General features: G+C 71.2%; 9 protein-coding genes. All 9 read left to right on the top strand.

Annotated elements, in window-relative coordinates:
- Window positions 1-221 precede the first annotated feature (221 nt).
- Entirely contained in the window at window positions 222-521 is a 300-nt protein-coding gene (locus ACQPWU_RS52515) for a hypothetical protein (protein ID WP_433434379.1), read from the top strand.
- 623 nt (window positions 522-1,144) lie between these two features.
- On the top strand, window positions 1,145-1,864 hold the full coding sequence (locus ACQPWU_RS52510) for a conjugal transfer protein (RefSeq protein WP_433434377.1): 720 nt from the start codon (window positions 1,145-1,147) through the stop codon (window positions 1,862-1,864).
- An 81-nt stretch (window positions 1,865-1,945) separates the two neighbouring features.
- Window positions 1,946-2,191 carry a hypothetical protein gene (locus tag ACQPWU_RS52505; protein ID WP_433445520.1) on the top strand — a complete coding sequence of 82 codons (246 nt, stop codon included), beginning with the start codon at window positions 1,946-1,948 and terminating at the stop codon, window positions 2,189-2,191.
- 55 nt (window positions 2,192-2,246) lie between these two features.
- A complete protein-coding gene (locus ACQPWU_RS52500) occupies window positions 2,247-5,879 on the top strand; it encodes a TcpE family conjugal transfer membrane protein (protein ID WP_433434375.1) in 3,633 nt (1,210 codons plus the stop codon).
- Window positions 5,880-5,926: 47 nt separating this feature from the next.
- Window positions 5,927-8,407: an ATP-binding protein gene (locus ACQPWU_RS52495; RefSeq protein WP_433434373.1), complete on the top strand. Its 2,481-nt coding sequence runs from the start codon at window positions 5,927-5,929 to the stop codon at window positions 8,405-8,407.
- The gene (locus ACQPWU_RS52490; protein WP_433434371.1) at window positions 8,404-10,650 is read left to right on the top strand and encodes a type IV secretion system protein; all 2,247 of its coding nucleotides are present in this window, start codon (window positions 8,404-8,406) and stop codon (window positions 10,648-10,650) included. The genes ACQPWU_RS52495 and ACQPWU_RS52490 overlap by 4 nt, the downstream gene beginning before the upstream one ends.
- A gap of 2 nt (window positions 10,651-10,652) precedes the next feature.
- The gene (locus ACQPWU_RS52485) at window positions 10,653-11,282 is read left to right on the top strand and encodes a hypothetical protein (protein WP_433434369.1); all 630 of its coding nucleotides are present in this window, start codon (window positions 10,653-10,655) and stop codon (window positions 11,280-11,282) included.
- Window positions 11,279-12,373 carry an NlpC/P60 family protein gene (locus tag ACQPWU_RS52480; protein WP_433434367.1) on the top strand — a complete coding sequence of 365 codons (1,095 nt, stop codon included), beginning with the start codon at window positions 11,279-11,281 and terminating at the stop codon, window positions 12,371-12,373. Before ACQPWU_RS52485 ends, ACQPWU_RS52480 begins: the two co-directional genes overlap by 4 nt.
- On the top strand, window positions 12,370-12,774 hold the full coding sequence (locus ACQPWU_RS52475) for a (deoxy)nucleoside triphosphate pyrophosphohydrolase (protein ID WP_433434365.1): 405 nt from the start codon (window positions 12,370-12,372) through the stop codon (window positions 12,772-12,774). The genes ACQPWU_RS52480 and ACQPWU_RS52475 overlap by 4 nt, the downstream gene beginning before the upstream one ends.
- The last annotated feature ends 58 nt before the right edge of the window (window positions 12,775-12,832 follow it).

Raw genomic sequence — 12,832 nt, 5'->3', positions numbered from 1 at the left:
CGGAGTGGGGCTCGCCGTTCCCACATTCCCTCGGGTCCAATCACGTAGCGCTGTCATTCGCTACGCTAAGTTACCGACGGTGGACGGCGGTGAAGCCCCCTCAGGCGTCTGATCCCGGGAGTCGGTATGACGTCTGATGCCGGGAAAACTGATGCGTCAACCACTTTGGGACCCCGCGCGTCGAATCGTCACGGCGTTCACGCTGACTCGGGAGGCCCTCAATGATCCGTCGCATCATCCGGAAACGACGTCCAGCGCCCACGCTCGCGGGCATCAGCCTCGAGGAGGAGCTGGCCCTGATCAGGGTCGAGCTCATGTACGGCCTGCGCGTAAACCGCGAGGCGTACCTCCGCAGGAAGGTCGACGAGCGCAACGAGATGGCGACGCGCATGCGTGAACGTGATGCCGCCGCGATGCTGGCCGACCTGCGCGGCTCCCTGGAGCGGGCGGTGCAGCCGACGGTCGTGGACCTGCACAGCAGGCGGCAGTCGCGGCCCACACAGGACCCGGAGCCCGCCTGACGGGCCGGGGCCGCCTTGCGATCCATACCAAATCCGCAGGTCGCGAGAGTCCATCCCTGTTGGACAGGTATCCGTGACTGTCGCGCTATGCGATTTCAGGCGTCTGGCCTGGTCAAAAGCCGATTCCACTGGGAACTGACAGGAATCGGCAATGACGCCTGCCGTCCGATCCGGTTTGCCGTCAGGTCGGTCATGCCGCAGCATGGGCGTGGCTTTCCTGGAACAATGGCGGAGACCGGATAGGGTGACTACTTCACCGCGGATGATGGGGATCGGCAACGGACGACACCGCGCCAGCCGGGGGGATCGGCGCGAGCGGAGGCGTGATGGCTCGTAGGTCTACCGTCCAGCACGATCCTCGGATCGCTGGCGACCCCGAGCTTTCCGCGCGCCTCGACACAGCTGACTTCGACGCGCCGCCGCCCAGCAGGCCGCGGCGCGGCGGCTGGTCGGGCGGCGGCGGACGGTGGCTGGTATGGGTCGGCCGCATCGTTCTCTGGGCGCTTATTGTGGTTATCGCAGTGAATGGGGTTCGTGCCCCATTTGAGCGATTTACCCAGCAAGAGAGTGCGACGCCTAATGCCGTTACCCCTGCTCATCATGGATTTCCCGCCGACCGGGGCATGGCTTTCGCCGCCCAGTTCGCCGGGGTCTATCTCAATTTCAGCCCGGAAGACGCGGCCAGCAGGTCGCGCAAGCTCGCCGCGTTCCTCGCAGAGGGCATGGACCCGCAAATGGGATGGGACGGCTACGGAAAGCTCGCGGCCGTCGCCATCCAGCCGTACGACATCGAGGCGAGCGACGCCCACAACGCGGTGGTGAGCGTGGCCTTCCAGTCAGGCCCGCGCAGGCTGATGCTGTCCGTCCCGGTCTACTACTCGGGCGCCGACGCCGGCGGCAGGTTCGCGGTCGTCGGCCGCCCCGCGGTCCTGCCCGCTCCCGGCCCGGCCGACGTGCCGCAACTGGCCGCGCCGGAGACCGACGAGGCGACCGCGAGCGAGCTCAAGGAGCAGCTGAAGGGCTTCTTCACCGACTACGCCCTCGGTGACACCGCCGGCCTGCAGCGCTACGTCGCCGCCGGCGAGACCCTGCCGAGCTTCGGCGGCACGTTCACGTTCAAGGAGCTGAAGAAGGTCGTGGTGCCTGTGGGGGGTGCCACACGAGAGATCCAGGCGGTCGTGGTGTGGGTCGTGCCGAGCAGCGAGACGCCCGCCACCCCCGATGCCACCGATCCGGCAGCAGTGGGAGGCACGCTCGAGATGGCCTACCGGCTGACCGTCGAGAAGCAGGGCGACAAGTGGTTCGTCGCCGACATCCGCGGCGCCGGTCGGGTCGTTGGATAGAGGCACGGCCGCGCTGCTGATCGATACCCCCCGGGAGGACAAGAAGTGACCTTGAAGACCGTAGTGCTCGCCTTGATCGAGATGTCGCCGTCGCCGGCGCCGACCGGCCTGGACACCGGAGGGCTCGCCAACATGCTGCGCGGGTTCTTCGCCCCTTTGTTCCTCGTCGTCGTCTCCGTGGTCGCGCTCTTCTTCCTCTTCACCCGTGAGATCACGCGATTCGTGCAGTTCCTCATACTGGCTGTGGCCATCGGTGTGATCTTCTACGTTCCCAACATCATCGAAGTGACGGCCAAGGCGATCGCGGGCGCACTGGGCATCAAGTGAGGGTTGAGACCGCTCCCCGGCGGTCATGAACGAGCGGGTGGAGAGGAGGACCGACGTGGACCTGCCCACGTATACGAACATCTGGCGGATCGAGAAGCGCCTCTACAAGCTGTACGACCTACGGCTGCCGATGCCGCTGCCGATCGTCTGGATCGGCGTGTTCGTCGGCGTGTTCGTCCCGTGGTCGCTCCTGCTGGTCCTTGTGGGCGTGCCGGTGGAGATGCCCTGGCACGTGCTGTTCCTCGTGCCGCCGGGGATCGTGACGTGGTTGTCTACCCGTCCCGTCATCGAGGGCAAGCGGCTCACTGAGCTCCTCGAGTCCCAGCTCCGCTACCTGGGCCAGCCGAAGGCGTGGTACCGCCTCGCGCCCATGTCGGAGCCCGAGACGATCACATTCTCCGCCCGCGTCTGGCGCACCGTGCCCGCCAGGGCCAAGTCGAAGGCGCCCCGCAAGGCCCGCCAGCCGCAGCGGCGGCGCGAGGGCCAGCGCATCGCCGGTCCCCGCCAGGTCCGCCCCGCGGTCGCGGCCGCGGCTGCCGCCGCCTCCCAGGCTCCCGTGGCGGAGCCGACCACCGGCCGCTGGGGCACCCGCCGCGGCACGGCGCCCGCTCTCAAGGCCCGGACACGCCAGGCGGCACCGCCCCCGGCACCGGGGTCCAAGGCGGGTGCGTTGCGGCGCGAGGAGGCCCTTCCAGGCGGCTCTGGACGCCGCGAGGAGACGCCGCTGGTCGCGACCCACGAGGGGGCGGCGACGGAAGCCGCCACGGTGGAGCGCGGCGGCGCGACGGGCGCGGCCGTCCGCGAGCGTGGGGGCGCGACGGAGACCCCCATTCGAGAGCGTGGGGGTGTGGGAGAGGCCGCCCTACGGGAGCGCGGTGGACATGGTGAGTCCGTCACTCGGAAGCGTGGCGGAAGAGGCGGCGCGGCCCCTCAGGAGGGTGGTGGCCCGCGGGATGCCGCCCCCGCTGCCCGAGCCGATGTCGCGGCGCAGGAGCCCGCTGTCGAGGCGCGGGGCCGGGAGGCCGGCGCCAGGGTGCGGGGCGAGGTCACCGGTACGCGGGACGGGGTCGCCGGTGCGCGAGGTGGGGTCGCTGGGGCGCGGGGCCAGGAGGCCGCGGGCCGGGCGGAGGCCGTACAGGGACTCGGACATGGATCGCCCGATGAGGCGGCGACCGCGCGTGAGGCGGCCGTGCCGCTCAACACGGGGGAGAGCCGTACGGGGGAGAGTCGCAATCCCGCCGCCGGCAAGCCCATCGACACCGAGGCGTTGCGGCGGCTGAGGAGGCTCGCGGCGAGCGCCGACGCCCCTCCGGACCAGGCGGGTCCTCCGGAGGGTGAGCGGCGCGAGGACGAGGTCGCGCGGGACCAGCACAGGAAGGGGCAGCCGCCCCGGCTGGGCCCGGCGATGGTGCTACCGGGCACGAAGCGCGTCTGGCCGCCTCTCAACCCCAACGCCAAGCCGCTGCCCCGCCCCGCCACCCCCAAGCACGCTCGAACGGAGGCCGCCCCCGCCGCCCTTGATTCGCCCGACACACAGGACCCGTCCCAGCCGGGCATCGCATCGAGCACGACGGCCGACGCACCGGACACGCGAGGCGACGCGCTCGATGCGCGGGACGACAGGGCCGGCACACGGGGCGACGCGCCCGCCACGCGGGACGATGCGCTCGCTATGCGGGACGACACGGCTGGCGTGCGGGGTGGCACAGCTGGTATGAGGGGCGACGCGCTGGATGTGCGGGACGACGCGCCAGACGCGCCTGGCACCGTGTCGGGCGCTCTGGGTGTGGTCGGTGGCCCGATCGGCGCCGCCAACCCGCAGCAGGATGGCAAGGCCGATGACGCGCGCGGCGGCGTGGATACGCCCGGGTCCGGTGCCGTCGGCGACGAATCGGAGCCGCTGGTAACGCGGCCGGGCGATGCGCCGGAGGACGTGGCGCGGCGGCCGGGCGACGTGCCGGAGAGTGGCGTCCCGCAGGGCATTGCCGCGGTGCCCGATAGTGCCACCCCTCAAGGGATCGCCGAGCCAGCGGGTGATGTGGACGCCGAAGCGGCCGTCGAGCCAGTGGGTGACGCTGACGTGCGGAAGCCCGCCGAGGTGCGGGGTGACGCTGACGTGCGGAAGGCCGCCGAGGTGTCGGGCGATGCCGACGTGCGGAAGCCCGCTGCGGGTGGGGAGCGGCCGGATCGACCCGCGCCGCACGGAGAGCGGGTCGCACCGACGCTCGGCGATGTGCCGGACACGCGGCCCGCGGCGCAGGGGTCGGGTGCGGGCGGGCGTCTCGGCGCCAGGCAGGCCCCCATGGGCGGCCGTGGCGCGCCGAGGACGGTTACGGGCGACAAGCATGTCGCACCAGCACCCGGCACAGGCGCTGACCGGGGCGCGGCGGCGGTTTCCGGTGGCGATGAGCGTGTGTCTGCGCCCGACGCTGACCGGCGTGCGCCGGCGGCCGGTAGCGGCGCCGAGCGGCCTGCGGCGGATAGTGGTGGCGAGCGGCGTGCGGCGGCGGGTGGCGGTGCTGAGCGGCGTGGGCCGGCGGCCGGTAGCGGTGCTGGGCGGCCTGCGGCGGCGGGTGGCGGTGGCGAGCGGCGTGGGCCGGTCGCCGGTAGCGGTGCTGAGCGGGTGGAGCCGGCGGCCAGGTCCGGTAGTGATCGGGGTGTGGCGGCTCGTGACGGCGCCGGTGGGCTTGTCGCACCCGTGCCTGTGCCCCGGCCCGGTGAGGGTCGGGTGCGGCGGGTCGAGTCCGTGGTGGGACGCGACTCCGGCGGGTGGCGGAGGATCGCTCAGGTGGTCGTCGGCGGGGGCGGGGTGCGGACCGACGGGTCCGAGATCGACGAGGCCAGGGCCAGGGGCGTGTTCAGCGGCAGCCGCAGGATCGTGGTCCTGGGCTGCACCGGCGGCGCGGGTCAGAGCACGACGGCGCTCATGCTCGGCCACACCTTCGCCACATACCGCGACGACAGGGTGGTGGCCGTCGACGCCAACACCGGCGGCAGCACCCTGACCAGCAAGATCCAGCCGGAGACGCCCGAAACCCTCACCTCGCTGCTGTCCGGGCTCGACCGCGTCAGCGGGTATCTCACCATGCGTGGGTACACGACGAGGACCGCCTCGGGGCTCGAGGTGATCAGCGCGGACACCGACGCGGGTGCCGAGCAGCGGCTGGCGGACCGGTCGTTCTTCTCCGACCACCGGCTGGGCGAGTCCATGCGCCTGCTCGACCGCCACTACAAGCTCGCCGTCATCGACCCGGCCCCCGCGCTGGCGGCCAGGGTGCTGCCGTACGCGGACCAGCTCGTCCTTGTGGTCCCCGCGAGCGAGGAGGCGTCCGAGGCGGTGGCGATGACGTACGAGTGGCTCGACGGGCACGGCTGCGCGGACCTGCGCAGGCGCGCGGTCATGGTGGTCAACGGGGTGAGCAGGCGTTCGATGGCCGACGTCGAGCAGGCGGAGTCGGTGGCCAGGGGCAGGTGCCGGGCCATCGTCAGGGTTCCCTGGGAGGACGGCCTGGCGCCCGACGGCGCGGAGGTCGTCGACCCCGGGCAGTTGCGCGCGGCCGGTAGGCGGGCCTACCTCGCCCTCGCCGGCGTCGTGGTCGCGGGCTTCGCGGCACAGGCACAGACCGTCCGACCGAGCGAAGAGGAGTTGGCGAGTGACCCCCCGGGCACGAGAATCGGTGAGCGATAAGTGAACAAGCGAGCAGGTCTGGCCCGTTCATGCGCCGAGGGGGCGGCATGAGCAGGGCGTCACGAGCGCACCAGCGCCTCGCGGTCCGCTATTTCGACGACCGCATCCTGCTCACGGACACCAGCGCATGGGCGTACTTCCGCCTCCCGACGGTCAGCTACGAGTTCGTCACCCCGGAGGAGCGCGAGGCGCTGGCCACCAACATCACGATCGCGCTGGCCGCGATCAGGATGCCCGACGCGGAGGTCCACCTGAGGGTCGCGCACCGCACGTACCCCGCGGCGGAGTGGGCCATGGCGCTCAACGCCACGTCCGACGAGGGGTCCGGCTGGCGCGACTACCTGGAGGAGATGTACCGGCACGTCTGGGCGAAGGACTTCTGGTCCAAGGAGGTCTACCTCGGCGTACGGCTCGGCCCACGCGGCAAGCAACTCGGCGACGGCGTGCTCGCCCAGCTCTTCGGCTTCTACCAGAAGACCGAGAAGGCGCTCGGCATGGAGGACGACCACGTGCCCGACAGCGAGATCGGGCGGTGGACCGAGTCCGCCGAACGCCTCGGCAGAGCACTCTCATCCAGCGCCCTCTACGCCAGGCACGCCACCTCTGTCGAGGTGGCGTGGTTGTTCCAGCACGCGGCCGCGGGCGCGCTCGGCGACCCGCCGCCGTCGGCCAGTCCGAAGCGGCGCTGGGGCAGGGGCGAGATCGAGTCGCTGGTCGAGGGGGAGATCCACAACGGCAGGTCGCTGCTGCGCATCGTGCAGCCGCAGGGCGACTCGTACGTGGCCCACATGTCGTTCGCACGCTTCCCCGACCTCATGCCGTTCCCCGACGGCGAGCCGTGGATGCACTTCGCCGACCAGCTCCCGTTCCCTGTGGAGATCTCGTCGCGGATGCGGCTCATTCCGCCGGTCAAGGCGTCCAAGGACGTCGCGCGTAAGCTCGCGCACGCCCGCGACATGGACCACCACATCCGCGAGGCCGGCGCGGAGGCGCCGCTCGCGCTGGCCGAGCAGATCGACGCGGCCCGCCTGCTGGAGCACGGCATCACGAAGGAGCGGCTGCCCTTCGTGTACGGCTGGCACCGCCTGATCGTGTCGGCCCCCACCGAGGACATCTGCGTGCAGCGCGTCGAGGCGGTCGTCGAGCACTACCGCGACATGGGCATCGACGTGGTCAACTCGACGGGCGACCAGTTCTCGCTGTTCAGCGAGTCGCTGCCGGGCGAGAAGGTGCGCGTCAACGCCTATGCCCAGCGGCAGCCGCTCCGTACGATCGCGGGCGGCATGGCCACCGCCACGGTCGACCTGGGCGACCGGCTCGACGACGGCGGCAAGGAGGGCTGGCTCGGCCCGTACATCGGCGAGACCGTCGGCAGGGCCCGCAGCATCGTGCACTTCGATCCGCTGCTCGCCGCCAGCCGCAACCGGCCGACCGCCATCGCGATCACCGGCGAGCCCGGCGGCGGCAAGACCACGCTCGCGCTGCTGATGATCTACCAGATGGCGCTCAGGGGCGTGACGGTCGCGGTGATCGACCCGAAGGGCGACGCGGAGTCGCTGGTGCAGCTGCTGGACAAGCGGGGCCGCAAGGCCCGGATCATCCCGCTGGGGTCGGCGGCGCCGGGGCTGCTCGACCCGTTCTCGTTCGGCGACGACATCGCGGCGAAGAAGACCATGGCCACCGAGACGCTGCGGTTGCTGCTCCCGCGCATGTCGGAGGAGCGCGAGTCGGCGATGATCCAGGCGGTGGCCGCGGTGTCCAACGCGCCCGACCCCTCGCTCGGCAAGGTCGTCGACTACTTGGAGCAGGCCGGCGACCCCGCCTCGAAGAACCTGGGCGCCGTGCTGCGCTCCATGTCGGAGATGCACCTGGCCAGGCTCTGTTTCGACCCCTCCGGCGGCGATCAGATCGACAGCGAGGGGTGGACGACCGTGTTCACGCTGGGCGGTCTCACCCTGCCCGACGTGGCCACGACCAGGGACGACTACTCCTACGAGCAGCGGTTGTCCGTGGCGCTGCTCTACCTGGTCTCGCAGTTCGCGCGCAGGCTGATGAACGGCCTCGACCGGCGCGCCCCCAAGGCGATCTTCCTGGACGAGGCGTGGGCGATCACCTCCACGCCCGAGGGCGCCAAGCTGGTGCCCGAGGTCAGCCGGATGGGCCGCTCCCGCAACACCGCTCTCGTGCTGGTCTCGCAGAACGCGGGAGACCTGCTGAACGAGCAGGTGACCAACTGCCTGTCGTCCGTCTTCGCGTTCAGGTCCACCGAACGGGTGGAGGTGGACCACGTCATGTCCCTGCTCGGGGTGGAGCCGTCGGAGGAGCACAAGGCCGTGCTGCGCTCGCTCGGAAACGGCGAATGCGTATTCCGCGATCTGGATGGCAGGGCGGGGCGAATCGGAGTAGACCTGATCTCCGAGGAACTTCTCCGTTGGCTCGACACGAACCCGACACACGACAAACCCGGCGGCGCCGGGCATGATGATCTTCAAGGGGGCGTGAGCAGAGCGCAGGAGGTACGGTCATGAAGATCCGGCTATCGCGACGACTCGCGCTGGCTCTCGCGCTCATCACAGGCATCCTCGTGGTGCCCATCGTGGTGGGCGGCCTGTCGGTCCCGGCCGCCGCGGCCCCGTGTGACCTGTCGGGCCCGCTCAGCCCCGAGATGGTCGGCGGCGGCCTGGACGGCCTGATCCAGGCGCCCGCCCAGGGTCCGGCGCAGGCGCCGACCACCAACTACTCCCAGTTCGGCATGAGCGGCCAGTTCTGGCACACCCACGACCTGACCTGCTCCGACTACGTCGCCGTGCTCGGCAACATGTGGGCCAACGGCATCTTCACCGCGGCCAAGGCCGTCGACCGGCTGACGATCACCACGTACCAGGCCGCGGCGACCGAGGGACCGCTCCAGGCGATCAAGGACGTCGTCGACGACATCGTCACGAACCTCTCCAAGGCCATGTACTGGCCGTTCCTGCAGCCGGTCGTCATCCTCGGCGCCATCTGGCTGGCCTGGTACGGGCTGATCCGCAAGCGGGCCACCACGACCGCCGAGGGCGTGATCTGGATGGTGCTGGCCGTCACCGTGGCGGTCTGGTTCCTCAGCCGTCCCGGCGACTTCACCGGCCTGGGCAAGGTCGTCACGGACAAGACCGGCGAGGTCGTCAACTCGGCCTTCTCCGGCCTGCCGGGCGCGGGCGGCGCCTCCTGCCTGCCACCGCCCGGCCAGGCCGCGCCGGAGGTCAAGCCCGGCGGGTACGGCCAGACAGGCACGCCGGGCGTCGACCAGAACGCCGACGCGCTGTGGTCCACGCTGGTCTGCAAGCCGTGGCTGGTGGGCCTGTTCGGCACCGCCGACCCGCAGCAGCCCATCGTGCGCGACTGGGGCCGCAAGGTGCTGGAGATGCAGTCGGTCCCGCGGGCCGTGGCGGGCCAGCCGGCTCCCGACGTGGGGGCCCGCCAGTCGGAGTACGCCTCGCTGGCGGAGAAGCTGAAGAACGACCCCGTCTACACGGTCTTCTCGGGCCGCGACTGGTCCAACCGGCTCGGCGTGGCCGTCGGCGCGTTCATCGCCGCCATCGTGGCCGGCCTGCTCATCTTCCTGGTGGCGGTCTCGCTGCTGGTGCTGAAGGTGGGCTTCCTGCTGCTGCTGATACTCGGGCCGGTGTTCCTGCTCATCGGCGTGCATCCGGGCAGCGGCCGGATCGTCGCCATGCGCTGGGTGGAGATGCTCATCGGCACGCTGCTCAGGCAGGCCGTGCTCACGCTGGTGCTCAGCGTCCTCGTGTACGGGTACGCGCTGATCATCTCCACGGCCATGCCATGGGGCATGCAGGTGCTGTTCATGGCCCTGCTGACGATCGCGGTGTTCTTCTACCGCAGGCCGTTCCAGCACCTGTTCGCCTCCATCAGCGGCCACACGGTCGCCACCCGCATGCTCGGCGAGGCCGCGAGCTCGTCCGTGCTGGAGCGCTCGGCAGGCGCGCTGCCGCCGGTCGCCTCGGCCAGGATCGGCCGCTGGGGGCTGCGCAAGGCCGAGCCGCTCATCAGGGCGGCCGGCATGGCCAACCCGGCGGGAGCGGCGGCGACGGCCGCGGCCACCGCGGGGCAGGCCCGCGTACGCGCCGAGGAGGGTGAGGGCGCTGCCACGGGCGCCAGGATCCCGGCCACGGCCGCGCCGCTGGACACCGACCAGCAGGGCGGCAAGGGGGCCGCCAGGGCGCCGCTGGAGCCGCGCAGGGGCACGGCGCCGCCGCTCAACCTGGGCACGCCCACGCGCACGCGCGGTGCCGCGGCGGGTGGCCCGCGGATGGCCGGCACGTCCGGGGCGGCCACGTCCGGCGGCTCGGGCGGGTCCGGTGGCTCGGCGGGCAGTTGGTTCGGCGGAGGGTCCGGTGGTGGCTGGGTGTCCCGGGGCGGCTCGTCCGGCGGGTCACGCGGCTCCCGGTTCAGCGGCACGGGCGGATCCCGGTCGGGCGGCACGCGCTCGCGCGGGTCCGGCGGCGGGCTGTTCGGCGGCTCCGGGTCGGGAGGCTCGGGCGGCGGGTCGTCCGGCGGAGGCTCGAGGTCCGGCGGCGGGCCCCGGCCGAGTGGCGGTTCGAGGGCGTCCGGCGGCTCGCCGGGCCCGCGGATCTTCGGCTCCGACGAGCCGTCGTCCCGCACCTCCGAGGCCCCGCCGCTCTGGCTGCGCAGCAGCCGCAACGGCTCCGGCTCCGGGGGTGACAGCCCCACCGTGCCGTTCTGGCTCAAACCGAGCAAGGACAAGGACTGAACATGGCGGAGCGAGGTGACAGGCGAGGGGTGGCCTTCGCCGCCATCGTCGTGGTCATCGCCGCGGTCGGCATCTACCTGACGATGTGGCCCGACTCGGGGGACGACCCGGCCGAGCCCCACCAGGAGCCGACCCGGGTGGCCGGCGCGCCTCCCGTGTCGAACACGCCGCTGGCGACCGCGAGCGGCGCGCCGTTCGACGTCTACTCGTACCTGCCGATGAAGAAGGAGCAGCTCGCCGCGGCGGCGGACGTGGCCGAACGGTTCACCGCCGCGTACGGCACCTTCAGGTACGACGAGGACCCGGCGGCGTACGCGGCCCGCGTGAAGGCGTTCACGACGCCTGAGTTCGGCAACGAGCTGACCAGGACCGTCACTTCGGCGGGCACGATCGAGCAGAACCGCAACGACCAGATCGTCTCCACGGCCACGGCCAGGCTGAAGGAGATCAGGCAGATCGAGAAGGCCTCCATCGTCTTCGTGGTCACCGCGACCAGGCAGGTCGCCGCGAGGAGCGGCGACAAGCAGCTCTCGGAGGAGTACGCGGTCACGGTGAGCCAGCTAGGGGACGACTGGCGGATCTTCGACATCCGGCCTTCCGCGGAGGGCCAGGAGGGGGACACCTCGGGGTGAAGCTCTCACGGGCCCGGCTCGCCCTGCTGATCGGCGGCGCCGGGCTGCTGCTCCTCGTGGCGGTCATCGTGTCGCCGATGCTGCTGATCTCGATGCCGTCGTTCCTCAGCGACGGCGGCACCTCCTCCGACTGCAACGACAGCAAGCAGGTCGAGGAGGTGTCCGACTCGGGCTCGTCCGACATTCCTCCCAAATACCTGGAGCTGTACAAGGAGTACGGCAAGAAGATCGGCGTCCAGTGGAACATCCTGGCCGCGGTGGGCAAGCGCGAGACCGACCACGGCCGCTCCAACCTGCCCGGCGTCAAGAGCGGCACGAACTACGCGGGCGCGGCCGGGCCGATGCAGTTCCTGATCTCCACGTGGGGCGGCAAGGCCAGGGTCCCGATGTCGTCGAAGTTCACCGGGTACGCCTCCGACGGCGACGGTGACGGCGTGGGCGACATCTACAACCCGGCCGACGCCATCCTGGGCGCGGCCAGGATGCTCAAGCACAACGGGGCGCCCGAGAACGTGCGGCAGGCGCTGTTCGTCTACAACCGGGCCTGGTGGTACGTCGACCAGGTCGTGGAGATCGCCAAGAAGTACGCCAAGTCGGGCGACGTCAAGGTGCCGCCGCAGGCCTCGGACGAGTGCGACGAGCCGCTGGTGGAGGCCGCGCCCAACGACATCGTGGCCAAGATCCTCGAGTTCGCGCTCGCGCAGCGCGGCAAGCCGTACCTCTGGGGCGGGACCGGGCCCGATGCCTTCGACTGCTCGGGCGTGATCTATGCCGCCTACCGGGAGGCGGGGCTGACGATCCCGCGTACGACGTTCCTGCAGTGGCCGTTCGGGATGAAGGTTTTAGACGGCCAGGAGCAGCCGGGCGACCTGGTGTTCTTCAACGCCGGTCCGGGAACGGCCCCCGACCACCCCGGCCATGTGGGGCTGGTCGTGTCGAAGGGCAAGATGCTGGAGGCCAGGTGCCGGCTGTGCGGGCCGATCAAGGTCACGAGCTATCAGGCGCGTGACAACCGCGTGGGCTTCACCCGTCCCCTGCTGAACCCCGACGTGCTCGAGCAGCTCAAGAAGCTGCAGAATTCTTCCTTGTGAACGCATTCGACACGGTCGTGGTGGCCGCGGTGATCGTCGGCCCGGGCGCGCAGGTGCTCGCCGCCCAGCGCGCGGAGCCCGCCGCGCTCGCCGGCGGCTGGGAGTTCCCCGGCGGGAAGGTGGATCCCGGCGAGAGCGAGACGGCGGCGCTGGTCCGGGAGTGCCGCGAGGAGCTCGGCGTGGAGATCGCGGTGGGCGCGCAGGTGGGCGGAGACTGGCCCCTTTCCGACGGGTACGTGCTGCGCGTCTGGCTGTGCTCCCTGGCCTCCGGCGTGCCCGAGGCTCGGGAACATCTGGCGCTGCGGTGGCTGGGGCCCGGCGAGTACTACGCCGTCGAGTGGTTGGGCGCGGATCTGCCTGTCATGAAGACTGTGGAAAATCTCCTGCTTCCGCGGGATTAAATTGTTCCTCTGGGTGACACAATGACTACTACGGGTGACATGTGTCGCAACGGGGGAG

Source organism: Nonomuraea sp. CA-141351 (assembly GCF_050944675.1).
GTDB lineage: Bacteria > Actinomycetota > Actinomycetes > Streptosporangiales > Streptosporangiaceae > Nonomuraea.
The sequence above is the reverse complement of the archived record's forward strand: the minus strand, read 5'-3'. Positions and strand labels throughout refer to the sequence as shown.